Annotated in this window: 19 protein-coding genes; 2 read left to right on the top strand and 17 right to left on the bottom strand. The window is 44.4% G+C overall.

The features are described 5' to 3' along the window. Nucleotides 1-228 precede the first annotated feature (228 nt). Both IEW11_RS13630 and IEW11_RS13625 read right to left on the bottom strand, forming a co-directional pair. Complete coding sequence (locus IEW11_RS13630; RefSeq protein WP_188531600.1) at nucleotides 229-654, bottom strand: hypothetical protein; 426 nt, start codon at nucleotides 652-654, stop codon at nucleotides 229-231. Between the two features lie 4 nt (nucleotides 655-658). Next, entirely contained in the window at nucleotides 659-1,027 is a 369-nt protein-coding gene (locus IEW11_RS13625; RefSeq protein ID WP_188531599.1) for a zinc ribbon domain-containing protein, read from the bottom strand. A 227-nt stretch (nucleotides 1,028-1,254) separates the two neighbouring features. On the opposite strand from IEW11_RS13625, the gene IEW11_RS13620 reads away from it, so the two are divergent. Further along, nucleotides 1,255-1,563, top strand: a complete 309-nt coding sequence (locus IEW11_RS13620; protein WP_188531598.1) for a TM2 domain-containing protein — start codon at nucleotides 1,255-1,257, stop codon at nucleotides 1,561-1,563. Nucleotides 1,564-1,713: 150 nt separating this feature from the next. Here IEW11_RS13620 and IEW11_RS13615 read toward each other — a convergent pair whose 3' ends face one another. From IEW11_RS13615 to IEW11_RS13545, 15 genes are all read right to left on the bottom strand, one after another. After that, on the bottom strand, nucleotides 1,714-3,069 hold the full coding sequence (locus tag IEW11_RS13615) for an MATE family efflux transporter (protein ID WP_188531597.1): 1,356 nt from the start codon (nucleotides 3,067-3,069) through the stop codon (nucleotides 1,714-1,716). 25 nt (nucleotides 3,070-3,094) lie between these two features. After that, a complete protein-coding gene (locus IEW11_RS13610) occupies nucleotides 3,095-3,862 on the bottom strand; it encodes an ABC transporter ATP-binding protein (RefSeq protein WP_188531596.1) in 768 nt (255 codons plus the stop codon). After that, nucleotides 3,859-4,680, bottom strand: coding sequence for an ABC transporter ATP-binding protein (locus tag IEW11_RS13605; RefSeq protein WP_229725265.1), 822 nt, complete (start codon nucleotides 4,678-4,680; stop codon nucleotides 3,859-3,861). Before IEW11_RS13605 ends, IEW11_RS13610 begins: the two co-directional genes overlap by 4 nt. Further along, complete coding sequence (nikC, locus tag IEW11_RS13600; RefSeq protein ID WP_229725263.1) at nucleotides 4,680-5,528, bottom strand: nickel transporter permease; 849 nt, start codon at nucleotides 5,526-5,528, stop codon at nucleotides 4,680-4,682. Before nikC ends, IEW11_RS13605 begins: the two co-directional genes overlap by 1 nt. Further along, nucleotides 5,528-6,478: a nickel ABC transporter permease gene (gene nikB, locus IEW11_RS13595; protein WP_188531594.1), complete on the bottom strand. Its 951-nt coding sequence runs from the start codon at nucleotides 6,476-6,478 to the stop codon at nucleotides 5,528-5,530. The genes nikC and nikB overlap by 1 nt, the downstream gene beginning before the upstream one ends. 71 nt (nucleotides 6,479-6,549) lie before the next feature. Then, entirely contained in the window at nucleotides 6,550-8,100 is a 1,551-nt protein-coding gene (gene nikA, locus IEW11_RS13590; RefSeq protein ID WP_188531593.1) for a nickel ABC transporter substrate-binding protein, read from the bottom strand. 379 nt (nucleotides 8,101-8,479) lie between these two features. Further along, entirely contained in the window at nucleotides 8,480-9,406 is a 927-nt protein-coding gene (locus IEW11_RS13585) for an aminoglycoside phosphotransferase family protein (protein ID WP_188531592.1), read from the bottom strand. 623 nt (nucleotides 9,407-10,029) lie between these two features. After that, a complete protein-coding gene (groL, locus tag IEW11_RS13580) occupies nucleotides 10,030-11,667 on the bottom strand; it encodes a chaperonin GroEL (RefSeq protein WP_188531591.1) in 1,638 nt (545 codons plus the stop codon). 75 nt (nucleotides 11,668-11,742) lie between these two features. Then, entirely contained in the window at nucleotides 11,743-12,024 is a 282-nt protein-coding gene (groES, locus tag IEW11_RS13575; protein ID WP_188531590.1) for a co-chaperone GroES, read from the bottom strand. A 275-nt stretch (nucleotides 12,025-12,299) separates the two neighbouring features. After that, nucleotides 12,300-12,884, bottom strand: coding sequence for a hypothetical protein (locus IEW11_RS13570; protein WP_188531589.1), 585 nt, complete (start codon nucleotides 12,882-12,884; stop codon nucleotides 12,300-12,302). A 97-nt stretch (nucleotides 12,885-12,981) separates the two neighbouring features. Then, nucleotides 12,982-14,205 carry an MFS transporter gene (locus tag IEW11_RS13565; protein WP_188531588.1) on the bottom strand — a complete coding sequence of 408 codons (1,224 nt, stop codon included), beginning with the start codon at nucleotides 14,203-14,205 and terminating at the stop codon, nucleotides 12,982-12,984. A 269-nt stretch (nucleotides 14,206-14,474) separates the two neighbouring features. After that, a complete protein-coding gene (gene kduD, locus IEW11_RS13560) occupies nucleotides 14,475-15,230 on the bottom strand; it encodes a 2-dehydro-3-deoxy-D-gluconate 5-dehydrogenase KduD (RefSeq protein WP_188531587.1) in 756 nt (251 codons plus the stop codon). A 138-nt stretch (nucleotides 15,231-15,368) separates the two neighbouring features. Beyond that, complete coding sequence (locus tag IEW11_RS13555) at nucleotides 15,369-16,124, bottom strand: DeoR/GlpR family DNA-binding transcription regulator (protein WP_188531586.1); 756 nt, start codon at nucleotides 16,122-16,124, stop codon at nucleotides 15,369-15,371. Between the two features lie 39 nt (nucleotides 16,125-16,163). Continuing rightward, nucleotides 16,164-16,997 carry a 5-dehydro-4-deoxy-D-glucuronate isomerase gene (kduI, locus tag IEW11_RS13550; protein ID WP_188531585.1) on the bottom strand — a complete coding sequence of 278 codons (834 nt, stop codon included), beginning with the start codon at nucleotides 16,995-16,997 and terminating at the stop codon, nucleotides 16,164-16,166. A gap of 92 nt (nucleotides 16,998-17,089) precedes the next feature. Next, nucleotides 17,090-17,950 (bottom strand): AraC family transcriptional regulator, encoded by an 861-nt coding sequence (locus IEW11_RS13545; RefSeq protein ID WP_188531584.1) that lies wholly within the window; start codon nucleotides 17,948-17,950, stop codon nucleotides 17,090-17,092. Between the two features lie 227 nt (nucleotides 17,951-18,177). On the opposite strand from IEW11_RS13545, the gene IEW11_RS13540 reads away from it, so the two are divergent. Beyond that, nucleotides 18,178-19,059, top strand: coding sequence for a sugar phosphate isomerase/epimerase family protein (locus IEW11_RS13540; RefSeq protein WP_188531583.1), 882 nt, complete (start codon nucleotides 18,178-18,180; stop codon nucleotides 19,057-19,059). Nucleotides 19,060-19,096: the final 37 nt, after the last annotated feature.

Genomic DNA, 19,096 nt, shown 5'->3' with positions numbered 1-19,096 from the left:
TGTTGCAGCTGAGACCCTCGAATCCTCAGAACATCCCGGTTCCTGTGGCTCATTGGGAATTTCGCGTGGCTTCTTTTGTTCCGGTTCGATTCTTGTCCCGCACTGCGTGCAGAATTTCCCGGGTGCAGCGGCACCGCATGATGGACAATTCATGTATAATTATTTCCTCCCGGATGTTCAAAATGAAAAGCGCCCCGCAAGAGGCGCTTGCTATGTACTCCATTAAAATTAAGCCCTCTCAACAGCTGCATAAGAAGATGCCGAGTATTTAAAGACCGCATAACCCAGGAAAGCATATACGCCGGCTGAAATTAACGAACTAAGCGAAATGCTCGTGAAGGGAAACAGAATGTATGCGGCATATCCCCAAAACGCATAAGGCAAGTATTTGAAATTTTTCAGTGAGACCAATGTCATCCAGGCGCCGATCAAAAACGCGTGATACGCGATAGCAGACAGTGGAATCGTGAAGAAAATAAGCTGCAGCGTGTCATATGCGCCGAATGGCAGCAGCAGATACAACAGCTTTCTGAATACCAGGATCCCTAAACCGCCAAATAATAGATGCATCTCGAACTGTCTCAGAAGCTGATACCATCCAAAGGATTCAAACCACTTCCGCATTTCGTGTAAAACGACTGAAAATTGCTGCATGAACTTAAACCTCCTGATTCGTTGTTGCAAATTGATGTCCGCAGTGCGGGCAGAAGCGCGTATCCAATGCCACGGTTTTGCCGCACACACACTCTTGCTCATCCGAGATCGTTTTCATTTGCTGTAGATTGCTTTGAATTTCCGCCTCCAGCTGAAGAACACGATCTATAAACGGTCTGATCTGCTCATCTTGAAATTCCGGCGAGCGGCCTGCTACGGACATAAATACCTGTTTGCCGATTTCCTCATAATGTTGTGCGATTTCTTTCTGCTTGGTGCTGTTCTGCATTTTCAAACGATTCAGCTCGACTGCAACTTTAGCCTTATTGCCTGCTTCCGTTACCCCTGTCTTCAACTTATCAAAAAAACTCACTTCTAACTCCTCCGTCCGATGTAAACTGGGTATAATGACCCCGATTGCAAAACATTACCTTGTAAACTTCGACGCAATAAAACAAATTCCTTCAACTTCTCAATGTGTCAGATGGGTATTTTTTCTTATAAATGTCGTCAAATCACAACTTTTGTTGTAGAATTATAGAACTAGAAACAATTAGTAAATACTCCAGCCGATGGGGAAATAATGAGGGGCTAGATATTGTGGATAACGTAATGTTAAAAAGCAGTTTGACGAGCCAACAGATGTTAATTGTACAAAGTGAAGTGGAGAAAAGTAAAAAAAGCAAAGGCGTCATGTACCTGTTATGGCTGTTTACCGGCGGTATTGGTGGTCATCGTTATTATCTGGGCGATATTGGACGAGGGATTGCGATGACACTGACTCTCGGGGGATTAGGATTTTGGGCGTTAATTGATGTGTTTTTTATTGGCGGAAGATTGAGAGAAAAAACGGAGAAATTAGAACTCGATGTTATTAGTCGGGTACGTACAATGTCAGGTGAAAATTAATATACTTTATTTACCCAATTATTTGGTTTTGGGATATTATACATAAAACGAAAGGCTCCAGGATTAGAAAGCGGGGTTTCCGTTCCCGGAAACCCTTGATGCATAAGCCTGCCGCCCTTATTACACCATGCCTTCGAGAATTTAAAGATTTTAGTTTTTGTTAGCAAATTTTTCACGAGTTAATTTTGGAACAAATAACGATAAAAAGAAAGAACGTGATAAACTAAATACAACGAACGCTATCCATAATCCATGGTTTTGATATTGAGGAAAAAACAACCAAAGTATAATTAAAAAAACAATTAATGCTAAAGCAATGGAATCCCTGATCGGTTTTGCTTCCGTGGCACCAGAAAATATCCCTTCGAGTTGCAAACCCCAGAAACCAACGATTGGAAACACGATCATCCATACAAGAAAGTTCTCTGACATCGTTTTCACTTCTGTAAGTGTCGTAAATAAGCTGATTATACTTTCACCATAAGTATAAACACATAATCCTAACAGAATTGCCGATGCAGCCCCCCACTGAGCTGATAGAGTAAACGCACGCTTATAGAGAAACAAATTTGCTCCACCTATAGCTCTGCCAACCAAGATACTAGAAGCATTCGCGAAACCTCCAAATAAATAAGCTATAATATAGTGAATTTGTAGTAAGATGGCATTGGCCGCTAACGTAACTTCACCCATACTTGCACCTGTAGAAGTAAAGATTACGGTCATCGTAAGCAAACATACCGTCCTCAGGAATAAATCCCTGTTCATTTTCACCATCTTTAGAATTGGTTCTGTTGCTAGCAACATCGATAATTTTATAACAGCTAGTTTCTCTCTATTCGTTATATATAAAAACCATGCCCCTAACACAACAGCGCTAACCTCAGCTATAAGAGTGGCATAAGCAACGCCCTTAACTCCCATTCCTAATCCTAAAACAAAAACAAAGTCTAATATAATGTTTAAGACATTCATCCATATTTGAGTAACCAGAGCTAAGCGAACCTTTCCCATTCCAATAAGCCAGCCAATAATTACATAACTTAGCAGAATAAAGGGCGCGCCCCAAATTCGAATAGAAAAGTAGGTGGAAGCAATCGATGATACCGCTTCACTTCCTCTAATTAATGATAAGGAAATGGTTAAAATAGGACTCTGTAAAATGATAAAAAATGAGCCAAACAAGATACCTAAAATCATTGGCCTAAGAAAGGAAAGTACCATTTCATTTTGATTATTTGCTCCTTGTGCCTGAGCAGTAAATCCACTTGTACTTACTCGGAGGAATCCAAACAGCCAGTACATCGTATTAAAAATAACGGCCCCTACAGCAACTCCGCCAATTAAGGCCGGGTCAGGAATCCTTCCAACTACCGCTGTATCAACAGCCCCTAAAATAGGTGTTGAAATGCCTGATATGATGAGTGGAATGGCCAAAGTTAAATACTCCCTATGACTGTAGGTTGCAGTGTTATTTAAGGTCAATGATTTTGTTGCCAATTTCATAAAATCCTCCTGCTATATGCAAAACTTACTCTGACGAAGCTGCTTGAATTAGAGCTTTTGTATAAGGGTGACGTTCCTTATGATAAATGTCTCCTATTCTGAACTCATCAACCATTACACCGTTTTTTAGAACAATCACTCGCCCACATAAATAGGCAACAGCTCTTATGTCATGTGAAATGAAAAGAATCGTCATATTTGTTTTCTTTTGAAGTTCTTTAAGCAGTTGTAGGATTTGAACTTGAACGGTTACATCTAAGCTGGCAGTGGGCTCATCACAAACCAAAAGTGAAGGGGCAAGACTAATTGCTCTAGCAATACTAACACGTTGCTTTTGTCCCCCACTTAACTCATGCGGATAACGATTTATCATTTCTTTTTCTAATCCAACAATTTCTAAAAGCTGCTCAGCCTTTTCCATTTTGGTAAGACCCTGTTCCAGAAAAGAAGGTGAAGCTTCTTTATAATTATCCAATGGTTCCAGTAAGCTTTTCCAGATTGGTAATTTAGGATTTAATGTATTTGTTGTATCTTGAAAAATCATTTGTACACTCTTCCGGTATTCTCGTAACGATGTACGATTTTTGGGAACAATTGGCTTACCATTATAAGTGATAATGCCTTCTTTATAGGACTCCAATCCTAATAGAATACGGGCTAACGTACTCTTTCCGCTTCCACTCTCTCCAACTATACCAACACATTCCCCTTCTGGTACCGTCAGGGAAATATGCTTTAACGCTTGAATACCCTTCGTGTACTTTTTTGAAAGACCTTCAATGATCAAGCTCATACTAAATACACTCTTTTCTGTTGTAATGATTCAGCTTCCGGGAGAGATAGTAAGCAAGAACAAAGTTTTTTTGTATAAGGATGTTTATGATGGCAACGAATTTGTTCAGGTAAACCTTCTTCGACAATTTCTCCTTGACTCATGACATATATGCGATCTGTCCTCTTATAGGCTAATGTTAAATCATGTGTAATCATTAAAATAGAGCAACCTGTATTTTGTCTTATGTAATCAATGTAATGTAAAACCCTTTCACTGTTCATTACGTCTAAGGCCGTCGTCATTTCATCACAAATTATTAAGTCTGGTTTTAAAGCTAGAGACATCGCAATGGCTGCACGCTGAACCTGTCCTCCACTAAGTTGGAATGAATAGCTATTATAAACTCGTCTTGATTCCAATCCCATTTCCTCTAGAACCGTAAGAGCGATGTTTTTTGCTTCATTTCCAGACATCTTATCATGTGTTCGAATCGTTTCAATCATCTGATTTCCAATTTTAATAAAAGGAGTAAAACTGCCTCTGTAATCTTGAAAAATCATACCTATTTTACGTCCGAGTATATGTCGGTGCTCCCTAGGTGTCGTCGTTAGCAGATCAGTACCTTTATATAAGATCTTTCCACTAACTTTCATATCAGGGGAAACAAGCCTCATGACAGCCCTCGCGGTCAGACTTTTCCCACTTCCACTTTCCCCAATAAGACCGACAATCTCTCCCTTTTCAATCTCTAAATTAACATTGCTAACTAAAACCTTTTCAGCTGATTTACTAGTAATCCGCAAATCTTGTATAGAAATCAAAGAATTTTTCACCATTACCCCCTCCTTTTGCGAATATCAAAATAGTTCTTCAAACCATCACCTAGAAGGTTACAGCATAAAACAATTAACATTATGGCGAGACCTGGATAAATCATAAGAGAAGGTACGACCTGGAAGTATGTACGTCCTTCATTTAACATAGCTCCCCATTCCGGAATAGGTGGCTGTGCTCCAATACCAATATAGGAAAACGCAGAGATGAGTAGAATGACCTTCCCCACATCAATTGCAGCCATGACAATAATATCTGGTATAACTTGCGGAAGTAAATGCATCCTTATTGTTTTAAAGGTACTAGAGAACGAGACCTTGGAAACTAGTACATATTCCTTTTCTTTTTCAGCAAGTACCAAACCACGAACAACTCTTGCATATACGATCCATCTCACTAAAACAATCGCTAAAATAACATTGGTTAAGTTAGGTCCAAGCATACCAGCAATGGCAATAGCAAGAATGAAATCAGGAAAGGACAATATGCCGTCTACAATTCTCATCAAGAAAGCATCTATTTTTCCACCTATAAATCCCGTAAAAAGACCTATTGGCACCCCGATAATCACTGCTATCATGATGGCAAATATACTGAGACCGATGGTTAACTTCGCACCGTAAACGATTCTCGAAAAGACATCCCGACCTAATTGATCCGTGCCAAGCCAATGTTCAAAAGAAGCCCCTTGTAATCTATTATTCATATTTATTTGAAAAGGATCATGTGGAACAAGCATTCCACCAAGGACGGTACCGCCAACTAAGAACACTGCAAGGAAAATACCTGTACGCATAGTAGGATCACGGAGAAGTTTAAAAGTTATATCTTTCATTAAAACTGGCACCACTAAACAGACTCCTTTCCTTGTTTGATTTGAGGATTAACAACTAAGTATAATAAATCGACGATCAGATTGGTAATGACGACTAAAAAACCTACAATGAGGATGTAGCCTTGTATAACTGGATAATCACGTTGTTTAACTGAGTTCACGATAAGTTCTCCCATTCCGGGCCATGAGAAGAGTATTTCAATTACTGTAATTCCTCCTAATAGGCTTCCAATACTTAAGCCAAACATAGTGATTAGCGGAATTAAACTCCCTCTTAGGGCATGAAAGAATAAGATTCGTTCTTTACTTAATCCCCTTGCCCTGGCTGCCTCAATGTATGAACTTTGTAATGTAGAGATAAGACGCTCACGTAATAGACGAATATACATCGGTGCCATAGCAATCCCCAGTGTGATCGAAGGTAATACAAAATGGGCTAACGTTCCCTTCCCCATAACAGGTAACAAATTAAGTTTTAATGAAAAAAAGTAGATCAATAGTAAGCCAAGCCAAAAACTAGGAATAGAAGCACCTAACATTGCCAGCCATCTGCTAATAAAATCAGGCCAACGGGCTTCATAAGCAGCACCTAGTGTTCCAAATGGAATGGCAATTAAAAACAACACCACCATGCCTCCTATCGTTAAGGCAATGGTCGCTGGCAATCTACTAAGGATCATTTCCATTACCGGGCGTTTAGAAATAATAGATTCTCCTAAATCAAATTGCATAACATTCAAAATCCAGTGTCCATATTGAACGAGAATGGGTTGATCAAACCCATACTCTTTCTTTAGCTTTTCCTCATCAGCTTTTGTTGCAATAACATCATCTACCTTTAGCAGGTCCCGAATTGGATCACCTGGTGTGAATTTCATTAACCCAAAAGTCACAAAAGAAAGGACTGAAACCATGATGAGTAATTGTAAAAGCCTTGAAGCAACAATTGACAAAATTCTTCTCATTCCAGGTACCTCCTACTGACTGAAAAAAACAAGAAAAGTGAAAGTATCAAAGACACTTTCACAATTCTTTCTTATTCAACATCCATTGAATTTGTAATCAAGTAATACTCCTCTGATCCTGGACTCCAATTTTTTACCCGTTCATTTACACCGACAATGATATGCGGATGTAAAATAAAGGATTGCGGGAGTTGCTCCTGAATGATAGCCACCGTTTTCTTTTGTAAAGCAATTCGTTCTTGCAAGTCAGCTGTTGCATTTAGTTGTTTCGTTAGTTCATTTACCTCTGGAATGTTGATTTGCCCAGGGTTTAAAGAGCCTTCTGGCAAGTAAGCAACGTTAAAGAAGTATCCCCCATCGCCTCTTGGAGCCGTTAAGTTAGAGTACGTTGCCAGATCCCACTCGTCTTGTTGCTCCCATAGATAACTATCAATGTTTTCAACTGTTACTATATTGATGTCAATTCCTAAACCTGCTGCTTCAGCCTGTATATATTGAGCCATTAAAGGAAGTTCAGGTCTTCCTTGATAAGTCGCAAGTGTTAACTGAAGAACTTTACCGTCTTTTTCAAGTTTTCCAGCTTCGTTTTTCTCATAACCAGCTTCCTTTAATAAAACTTCAGCTTGAGCTGGATCATAGCTAGCCGGTTCAAGCTCTGAAGCAAATGGAAAAGAAGGATTAAAAGGTCCACTTGCAGCTGTAGCATGGCCATTCATAATCTCATTTACCATAACAGGGCGATTCACAAGTAAGTCTAATGCTTTTCGCACCTTTAAATTTTGCAGAGCCGGCTTTGCTGAATTATAAAGGATAAAATGAACTCGCAAGCTTGACACCGACTCTACCCGAAGGTTGTCCTTACTTTCAATCGGGTCTAGTGCTTCAGGTGGTAAATGGTAGGCAAGGTCAGCTTCACCAGATTGAAGAGCTAACGCACGCACATTCCCATCAGAGTTAAATTTAATCGTTACTCTATCAAGTTTAGCAGCGCCATCCCAGTAGTCCGCATATTTCTCTAGCTTAATCTCCGATTCCGATATAAAATCTACCACTTTAAATGGCCCTGTACCAATAGGTTGCTCACTTATGTTTTCTACATCCACCTTAGTAATTGAAGCATTCGTGTGCACAAGTTCGGATATAAATGCTGGATATACTTCCTTTGTAACAAATGTAATTTCTTGACCATTTGCTTCCATTGATTCTATTTTTAAGCTAGAGCTAATAACATCATTTACACTTAAAACTCTTTCAAATGAGGCTTTGACCGCTTCTCCATTCACTGGAGTACCATCATGAAACGTAATCCCCTCCCTCAATGTAAACGTCCATGTTCTTTCATCCTTTTGTTCCCAGGATTCAGCTAGCCACGGCTTGATAGTAAGGTTTTCATCAATTTTAACTAAAGTCTCTGCAATTCCCGCACGTACACCCATCCAATCTTGGTGAGGGTCAATCGTTTTAGAGGCAAAACTGAACAATAATGTAACTGACTTGTCCTCTGCTTCTGTAGATTTAGCAGTTGAGACATCCTCTTTCACTGAACTACTACTCTGCTGTTGATTGCTACAACCTGAGACTAAAATACAAGCGATTATAAACACAAGAAACTTGTTTAACATGTCCACATCTCCTATAACAAATATAATTTACTTAATACCCCCTACTAAAAAAGACAGCTCTTAACTCTCTAAAAGAAAAACGTTATTTTAGTTTATTTATAAATCGTAAACATTACTATTTAATTACCGTTTATTAATATAGCTCCTTTTTTAGAGGTAGTCAATAACAAATCGTAAATATTACTATTTATAACGTTTCTATATTCATTCAGAAGGTCAATTCACTTAAGAGCCTATTCCTTTATATAACTTCAAGAAATAAAAAAGAGGCTCCTCAAAAGTTATCAACTAATGAGAAGCCTCATTTTTTTTAACCCATCTTAGCATTTTGTTAGCAAATTATTCAGAAATCCTTATATCCAAGGGTTTCAGGGGTCCGTCAAGCTTTCAGATTTAGAAGAAAATGTCGCGTGCCTTTATAGGCGTCACTCCATCCCATTTTAGCGTAAAATCGAAGTCCATCGAGTCCCTTGAAATAATAGGCGCCGAGTAGCCTCTCCTTAAAATAAGGAATTGAGATTCCAACTTTCGCTTGATAGTCTTGATACGCCTGAATGACGCCACTCGACGGCATATGTCGATCGAGAATTGCAAGATCCACGAGAGAGTCGCCATATAGGCAATTCCCATCGATGATACCGGTGATCCGTGTGCCGTCGGACAAAATATTCCACTGGTGGAAATCCCCGTGGATAAAGCCCCTGTGCAGTTCATTATACGGTACATAGGCCAACAAGCGGTTATAGATTTCTTCGAATACGTCTCTCTCCAAGCAAGACGTTCGATACAGGTCGTACCAGTTCTCCCAGAACGTCCCCGTCTGATCTTCCGCATTGAAGGCAACGACGAATTCCTTCCAAGAATCGTAAACTCCATTACCGTCAGACCCGATCCACCCGTACCCGTTCGTTGCCCTGATGTCCACAGCTGCCAACTTGGTCAAGATGCCGATAAGTTCCGGTAATTGACGAACCTGTTCCTCTGCCGTGTAATCGCTTAGATTTCGTCCGTCCATCCTTTTCAAGATCATGTAGGCCAACCGGCCGGTTTTCCCCAGCGCGAAACATTTTGGAAAAGGGATATCCTGACCAGACAACAAGTCAGAGACATAGCTTTCCGTCTCGTACGCTCCTTCCAGATCGCTAAATTTCACGACATAACCTTTGCCTTCGTGAACGAAGGAAAACACGCTGCTCAAGTTGCCGCCGGCCATTGGCGTAATTTCAGCCGCACCGGGTCCGAGATGTTTCAGTAATACGGTTTCGATTTCTCTCATGTCCAAACTAGGTTTCTCGTATGCTGTCATCGTTCCATCTCCCGTTTATTAAAGTATAGTTTGAGTTCAGCAAAAACAATTACAAGAGTGCTCGAACAGAGAAAAGCCGTGAATGAACAATTGTTCACTCACGGCTCTTCAAACGTAGCAAAGTCGAAACAAAATAAATACTTTGTCTCGCTCATTCATTACGAAAGCAGTGATGGTGTTCATGAGAGGTGGCACGAACGAGACAAAGCAAACCTAACCCAACTATAAGCAGCTGAGTGCTTTAATCACGCACGTACGTTATTCGGTTAATATTAACCTTTAACCTCTGTCAGAAACACAGCCATCATCATCACTGCACATATCCCACCCTCACTATTTGTTACCATAATAAGGTGTTTTAGGGAAGTGGTCAATGTTAGAAATTGGGTTTCGGTTCGAGCTACACTTAACTGCCCGTTCGTCTAGTCCTTGCCTTCTTGAAGCAGATATTTTTCACATTATAAAGACATCTCTGATATTACGCAAAAAGACACCTTAGAGAAACACGGGACGTAAATCCCGTTTTCTCTAAGGTGTCTTCTTTTACACAATGTGGGCAAAATGTGGGCAATCAGTGTTGCCCCGAGGAGAAGCCCTTGCTGCGCAAGGGCTCAGCCCTCATATTACATCATGCCGCCCATTCCGCCCATGCCACCCATGCCGCCCATATCAGGCATGCCTGGTTTGTCTTTTTCCGGTTTGTCGGCAACAACCGCTTCGGTTGTCAGGAACATAGCCGCAACGGATGCTGCGTTTTGCAGCGCGGAACGCGTTACTTTCGCAGGGTCAACGATACCCGCTTCGAACATGTCCACCCAGTCGCCTGTAGCTGCATTGTAACCAATACCGATTTTCTCGGATTTCAGACGTTCAACGATAACGGAGCCTTCTTGACCCGCATTCGCAGCGATTGTGCGAACTGGCTCTTCGAGGGCGCGCAGCACGATGTTGACGCCAGTTTGCTCGTCGCCAGTCGTGTTTACTGCAGCTACCGCTTTGTATACGTTCACGAGTGCAGTACCGCCACCGGATACGATACCTTCCTCAACCGCAGCGCGAGTGGAGTTCAGGGCGTCTTCGATGCGCAGCTTGCGCTCTTTCAATTCAGTTTCAGTCGCAGCGCCGACTTTGATTACCGCTACGCCGCCTGCCAATTTGGCAAGACGCTCTTGCAGCTTCTCACGGTCGAATTCGGAAGTTGTTTCTTCCAATTGCGCTTTAATTTGGTTCACGCGAGCAACGATGTCAGCGGAGTTGCCGCTTCCGTCTACTACGATCGTGTTTTCTTTCGTTACGCGAACTTGACGAGCGGAACCAAGCTGCTCGACAGTTGTCGATTTCAGCTCAAGACCGAGCTCTTCAGTGATCACTTGGCCGCCAGTCAGAGCAGCAAGATCCTGCAGCATTGCTTTGCGGCGGTCGCCAAAGCCAGGAGCTTTTACGCCTACGCAAGTGAATGTGCCGCGCAGCTTGTTGACTACCAGAGTCGCCAATGCTTCGCCTTCGATGTCTTCTGCAATGATCAGAAGCTGTTTGCCGGATTGAACGACTTTCTCCAATACAGGCAGAATTTCTTGGATGTTCGTGATTTTCTTATCTGTGATCAGGATGTATGGATTGTCCAGAACGGCTTCCATTTTATCCGTATCAGTAATCATGTAAGGAGAGATGTAGCCGCGGTCGAACTGCATACCTTCCACGACTTCAAGCTCAGTAACGAAGCCTTTCGATTCTTCAACCGTAATAACGCCGTCGTTGCCGACTTTCTCCATCGCTTCAGCGATCAATTGGCCGACTTCATCGTCAGCGGAGGAAATGGCAGCAACTTGAGCGATCGATTGTTTGCCTTCGATCGGTTTTGCGATATTTTTCAGCTCTTCAACAGCTGCTCTTACCGCTTTTTCGATCCCTTTGCGGATAACCATCGGGTTAGCGCCTGCAGTTACGTTTTTCAAGCCTTCGCGAATCATCGCTTGAGCAAGTACAGTAGCTGTAGTCGTTCCGTCACCGGCAACGTCGTTTGTTTTGGTCGCAACTTCTTTAACAAGCTGTGCGCCCATGTTCTCGAATGCATCTTCGAGTTCGATTTCTTTGGCGATAGAAACACCGTCATTGGTGATGAGCGGGCTTCCGAATTTTTTCTCCAATACAACGTTACGGCCTTTAGGACCGAGTGTTACTTTTACTGCGTTCGCAAGTGCATCAACCCCGCGCAGCATTGAGCGGCGAGCGTCTTCACTAAACTTGATATCTTTAGCCATGGCTTGATAACCTCCTTAGATTTTGAAACGAGTTAAGTAAGAAATAACATTATATATGGGTTTCAAAACGTGGGCTTATCCCAAGATCGCGTGAATATCGCTTTCCTTCATAATCAAATACTCTTTTCCTTCGTATTTGATTTCTGTGCCAGCGTATTTGGAGAAAATGACGCGGTCGCCCTCTTTCACTTCCAAAGCTACGAAAACGCCGTCCTTTTGCGTACCTTTACCTACAGCAATAACTTTGCCTTCTTGCGGCTTTTCTTTTGCTGTGTCTGGCAGCACGATACCGCTAGCGGTCGTCTCCTCTTTCGCGATCGGCTCGATCAATACGCGTTCACCTAAAGGTCTGATCATGAAAAAATAGCCTCCTTCTGAAATTTGATCCTTATTTTTTTATTAGCACTCGATGAGGTCTAGTGCTAATAACCATTTTTATAATACTCATTTTGAGCAAATATTTCAAGTCTTTTCGTTCTGAATTCATGAAATTTTACAACATGGGATAGCGGGGGGAATTCATGCTGCAACGAAAAGAATGGATAGAGGCATTCCTCTATCCATTCTCGCCATAAACCGATTATTTATAACAGCATTAGACTTATCGTGTAAGCTATGAATTTTCCCATTCGCTATTTTTTAAGCTGGCCTAACAGATCCTGCATGTCCGGTAAATTGGCCTGAAAAGCGATACGAATCCGGTCCGGGTCAAAATATACCCCGCGAACCTCAAGCATTTCCGGAAGTTGGCTTCCCAAAGGAATGACCAGCTCCTGCATCCCGTCTGCAGGAAGCGGAATGTCGCGGATCGCCAATCGCTCCGGAACGGCCCGCAAATTCGGCTTTTCCCATACCAACCGGTATTCGGCAACCGCGGCTGCTTCTATTTGTCCCATATAGGTAACATTCACATGAGCGGTCAGCACGTCGCTTTGCAGCTCGAACCTCGCCCCATCCAACCGGACATCCGGTGCGAGCATGCGATTATCGCCCAAGTGGCTTTTGATCAGGTTGTTAATATCCTCTTCCGTGAGTGTAAGCTCCGGATTCATCTGAAGCGCCATATCGGTCGCTTTTTGCCGCAGATCAAGCGGAGCCGCATTCAAATCCAATTGCTCCCGGGGCGCGACATACCGGGTTAATCCCCAGCCCGCCAATACCACTAATATAACCAATATAATAACAAAAATGATTAACCGCCGGAAAAACTTTTTCATCCTATCACACCTTCATTTTTTACAGTCCACTATGTATGTAACCCAAAGTGCCCGAAGCGAAACACTCAGCCATTCCTCACATGGCTGATTATTCGGACTACCTTTTAATAAGCCACACGAGGTTCAACTGAATCAGAGCGGCCGCGAACAGCACGAACGGTATTTTTGCGGACTCGAGATCCTGAGCCAATACAAGCAGCAGCAAAATCGACAGGACGCGTCCGGCATTCAGAAAGACCTCTCGCATAACGACGGATTCGATGCGAAGCTGCCCTTTGAGCGGGAGCTCCCCCATAATCCGATAGTAATATGAGGTTAAAGTGTTGACCGTCAGCGGATTGCACAGTGAGTAAACAACCATAAAAGTGACGACCGTCCAAAGCCGGATATCCAGCATCAGGACAGACGCCCCGCAAATGACCCCAACCGATGACGTAAGCACATAACTGCGGGCGTATTGCTCTTTTGCTTTGCGGGAGATCATATAACCGGTACCGACGGTAAGAAAAGCGAACATCACACCGAAATAACCGACCCAATCCTCTCTGCCGACCGTTTGAAACAGCAGAATGTTGGGCAGGAACAGCATGATTCCCTGCAGAAGACCAAGCACGAAGAAACCAATCAGCGCCTTTACCCATAAATGATTTCTTCGCATCAGCAAACCGACGAATTTTAAATAATACGCTTTATGGTGAGAATTCACCATTGGGATCCGGAAGCTGATAAATGAAGCGACCAAGAACATGATAAACGCGATTGTAAACGTAATCATATATCCTTGCAGCCCTTCGTTCAGCGAGATTACGTACCCGGCCAAAGCAGGCCCTGCAAGCCCCGCTGCGTTAAACACCATCATATTAATCGCCAGGAATCGGATGCGGTTCGTATCACTGGACACATCATACATCAATACGAGATATCCCATCCAATAAAAGCCTTGGGCCAATCCGCTGAATATTGCAAACGCGATGAAGTGTTCGGCTACTCTTTCTTGTGATAATATGACGACCAAATAAAATAAAGCGATCAGGACGATACCAAGCCGGTAAGTCAACATCCGATCCTTCTTCTTGGCAATCCAGCCGCCTAATGCAAAAGCAAACGGGGTGATGAAATAAACGATGGCATTGTACATTCCGTTCACCCATAAATCCTCTGTCAACCGCCATAAATAAAGGTTAAGGAACAGCGCTGACATCGAGGCCCCGAACTGAAAACAACCGTGAATAACAAGCGATATGACCGCTTCACCCGACAGCCTGCGTTCCGGCGGTACAGGCGTTCCTCTTAGCCAAGACCACCTTGCAGATAACCCCATTTCATTCCCCCTGCAACCATATTGATTGACAAGATTATCTTATCACACCGCTTATGAGCGATAACGTTATGGATCCGTCGGATTATCCGAAAAAACAGCATGCTGCCCCATAATTGCCGATCTCTGGCATTCAGCATATACATTTCTAACCCGTTCTTCCTGAGAAGCGGGTTCATAGTAAAGAAATAACAAGATCGGATCCGGCTGGGCAGCAGGATAATCTTGTTATTTCAAAAGCGGCTGTATCAGCCGGGATGTATAAGTGAAGGCTATCTGACCATCCAGCCTCCATCTACACATAAGATATGCCCGTTCATATAATCTGCTGCGGAGGATGCCAGGAATACAGCCGGACCTTTCATGTCCTGCAGTTCCCCCCAACGGCCCGCCGGAATTCTCTCCAATATCTGTTTGCTTCGAACCGGATCATCACGGAGCGCTTCCGTATTATCCGTGCTCATATAACCAGGCGCGATCGCGTTCACTTGAATGCCCTTGGAGGCCCATTCATTAGCCAGCGCTTTCGTCAATCCGGCTACAGCATGCTTGCTGGCAGTATAGCCAGGCACTGTGATGCCCCCTTGAAAGGACAACATCGAAGCGATATTGATAATCTTGCCGGAGCCTTGCCTGATCATTTCTTTACCCGCTAATTGGCATAAGGTAAAAACCGAATTCAAGTTGACATCCAGCACCTCCTGCCAATCCGTATAGGCATGATCAACGGCAGGCGTGCGGCGGATGATGCCCGCATTATTAACTAGGATATCAATCCTGCCAAAATGCTGTAACGCCTGCTCTATAATACCCGGCAGTTGACTGCGGTCTCCCACATCGGCTTGAACCGCTAATGCGCGTCTTCCGAGCGCTTCAATCTCGCGCTTCACATCATCCGCTGACGAACGGTTGGTGACGAGCACGACATCCGCTCCCGCCTCTGCCAGTCCCAGTGCGATCGCTTTGCCCAAGCCGCGTCCTGCTCCTGTCACGACGGCTGTTTTCCCCGACAAATCAAACTGGCTCATCGTTAGCCTCCTTGAATAATTGAATAAACCGCTAATACAGTGAGTAGATCGCTACGAGATCCGGTTCATGCTTCCGATCGCCGTCGCTTCTCCAGCATGAATCCGCTATCTGCGCTTTAGTCGTATTATAAGATTAGATCAAGCCTGAATCAGCTGCGCCAAGTGCGCTTGATACTTCGCCGCAATTTCGGCATCCAGGCCGTTGTCGGTGATGATGCAGTCCACATCCTCTAATCCGGCAAACGTAATTAAGGCGCCTTTATCGAATTTGCTGTGATCCGCCACACAGTAAATGCGCTTTGCATTCGCCATATACAGCTTTTTCAGCTTGGCCAGCTCTTCAGTGAAGATCGTCAATCCATATTCCACATGGATGCCAGTCGTGGACAAGAACAGCTTGTGCACATTGAGACGGCTGATCCATTCCTGATCGCCGCTGCCGATCAATAGATTGTTCTGCCGATATCCGCCCGGCACAACCAAGCGGATCTGCTCCTTGGCGATCAGCTCGCGGATGATGAGCAGATCGTTCGTTAATACCGTAAGCGGCATATTTTTAAGTTTTTTGGCAATTTCCAGCGTGGTGCTGCCTGCATCCAAAGCGATAATATCGCCCGGCTCGATCAATTGCAGCGCCCGCTCGGCAATCGCGGCTTTCTCACTCCCTCGCCTCACATTCGGAATTTGCAGCGGCAGGAGGCTATCCTCCCCCTCGGCTTCAAGGACGGCTCCGCCATGAATCCGTTTGAGCAGCCCTTTTTCCTCCAGCTTTTCGAGATCTTCGCGAACTGTCTTCTCCGTGACCTGGAACCATTCACTAAGCTCGGATACTTTGACGCTTCCGTCCCGTTCCAGTCGTTCAATAATATGACGGTGACGCTGTGCAGCCAGCATGAATGTTCCCCCTTGTCGCAGCTTTAAAGCTTCATGCCGCTATTTTAACGCATCCATGGCGATGAAATCCATATCCTTGAACGTATAGTTCTCTCCCGCCATCGACCAGCAGAATGAATAGCTGCTTGTGCCCGCTCCGGAATGGATCGACCATGGCGGCGAGATGATCGCTTGTTCATTGGCCACCACAAGATGCCTTGTCTCGGAAGGCTCACCCATGAAATGCATCACCCGGGTTTCCGGTTTCATATCAAAATACAGGTACGCTTCCATCCGACGGTCGTGCACATGGGCCGGCATCGTATTCCATACACTGCCCGGCTTGAACAGGGTAACCCCCAGCATCAATTGGCAGCTTTGAATGCCGTCGGCATGAATGTACTGATAAATCGTCCGTTCATTCGACGTTTCAGTCGAGCCCATATGGTTTGGAGTCGCATCGCTAATCGCAAGCTTCTTGTTCGGCAGTGCCGCATGAGCCAGGGAGGAGCAAAAGTAGATTTTGGCTGGGCTTGAGCTATCCTTGCTTGCCAGCGTTACCTTTTGAGTACCTTTACCTACATATAATACGTCCAGCTTACCCAATTCATAGGTCTCGCCATCGGCTGTAATCACCGCTTCCCCTTCACCGATATTCAGGAAGCCTGCCTCTCTGCGCTCCAGAAAATACTCCGTTTTAAGCGTCGCAGCCGCTTCAATCTCCAAAGGCTCCTTCACCGGCACCGCACCGCCGACGACCATTCGGTCGTAATGGGTATATACCATCGAGACTTGTCCTTCCTGGAACAAGTTTTCGATCAAGAAATCTTTTCTCAGCCTTTCCGTTGTATAGGCTTTAAAATCGGTCGGGTTTGTCGCGTGACGCAGTTCCATAATAGACAGCCTCCTATTAGTTCGAATTTGTTTGAATTCATTATAACACCACATTTTCGAACATAAAAGAACTTTTTCGGTATTACGGAAAGCTACAAGCCGATTTGCCGGCGGAAGATTTTGGGTGCAACCCCCACATATTTTTTGAACAGCCGAGAGAAATAGAAAACATCGTTATAACCCAAACGGCTGCTGATTTCCTTCACGCTGTCATCTGTATTGAGTAGTATTCTTTTTGCTTCCGCAGCCTTTAACCGATGAATAAATTCATTGAGCGGGTAACCCGTGCAGAAATAGACGATTCTCCTAAGCGTTGAGAGTGAGATATGGTGCCTCGCCGCAAAGTCCGACGGTGCAATCGAATCATACACAGAGTTAGAAAGATCATCGATGATATGGTGATGCGCGCCTGTCCGATTCCGGGATTCGGCAGTGTGCAATTTATGGGTAAGCTCGTACAGAAACGATTCCAACAGAAGCGCCGCACGGTCCAGATGAACCGGTGTGCCGCTTTCCATGAGCGAGAATAACATCTCCATTCTGCTAAAATAGGAATCGTCGCAGCCAACGCTCATCACGCTGTCCGGCTGTATGGACCACCCGTCGAGCCACTCCTGAACGCGCGTTCCTTCAACCGTGAAATAATACTCGTCCCAATAACCGCCGTCATCCGAACCATATTGAAAGACCGCACCCGGATATAGACAAAATAAGGAGCCTGCCTCCACCGTTTTTCTTGGTTCCTTATTCACCTGATAATATCCCTGGCCGCCTGTAATGTAGACAAACGCCCATCGTTCAAACACGGCATCCTTTCTTTGCAGCGTTCTTCCCGGCAAATGGCCGGCGCTTACAAGCTGCAGCGTCTTGACCCGCAGCCTGCTGCGATCGACATTCGCACCGATCAGACGAATCGGATAAGAACTAATCATATCATCCATAATCCGTGTCATATCCGCAAACTCCCCCCTCCATTTCATGGACCCGCTCAATTCTATAAACTTTGTTCTATATGTAATAATTCATTAGGATCCTTTCGTCATCATCATAACACAATAATGATGTTCCTCTTGGATAAAATAAACATATAATCCATGACTATAGTTATACTGTTCATTCTCCTAATTACGATCTAATGTTATGTTAAAACCAGTACGCATTTTTGAAAGGGGTTATTTCATTGACATTATCCAATAAAATTGGCGTTATCGTGGATAGCTTCGGCATCGGCGTCATGGAAGGCTTGAAAAAGGCGAAGGAAGTGGGAGCGGACGGTGTGCAGATCTATGCGGTTTCCGGTGAAATGGACCCTGCCAATCTGACGCCGGATAAAAGACGTGAGCTCCGCAGCTATATCGAGGACCTGGGCTTGGAGATCTCAGCATTGTGCGGGGACTTAGGAGGACATGGCTTTCAGGATCGGCGGGGCAATCCGGAGAAAGTGGAGAAGTCCAAGCGGATCCTCGACCTTGCCGTTGAGCTGGGTACAAATATTGTCACCACGCATATCGGCATCGTGCCAGGCGACAAGAACAGCGAGATCTACGAGGCAATGCACCTTGCCTGCGACGAGCTCGGCCGTTATGCCAAAAGCATGGATGCTTACTTCGCCATCGAGACCGGGCCTGAGCGCGCCGCGCACTTGAAGTCGTTCTTGGACTCCTTGAGCACGAACGGCGTTTCCGTTAATTTCGACCCGGCCAATATGGTTATGGTAACAGGCGACGATCCCGTGCAGGGAATCATCACGCTCAAGGATTACATCGTACATACACACGTCAAGGACGGCAGACAGATTCGGCCGATTGATCCTCGTGACGTGTATGGATTTTTAGGTTATGAAGGTGAAGGCATGAGCCATGAGAAAATCGCTGAGATGGCTTCGTCAGGGGCTGCCTTCCTTGAAGTTCCGCTAGGCGAGGGACAGGTCGATTTCGACGCTTATTTTGCCGCTATACAGGAAATTGGTTATACAGGCTATCTGACGATCGAGCGCGAGGTCGGCGCACAGCCCGATGTCGACATTCGCAAGGCGGTTGAATTTATAAAAAAGTATAAATAAGGGCATACCAGGCATGGTGCACACGGGCGCCCCATGC

It is taken from the genome of Paenibacillus abyssi (assembly GCF_014640295.1).
GTDB classification, from domain to species: domain Bacteria; phylum Bacillota; class Bacilli; order Paenibacillales; family Paenibacillaceae; genus Paenibacillus_D; species Paenibacillus_D abyssi.
The sequence above is the reverse complement of the archived record's forward strand: the minus strand, read 5'-3'. Positions and strand labels throughout refer to the sequence as shown.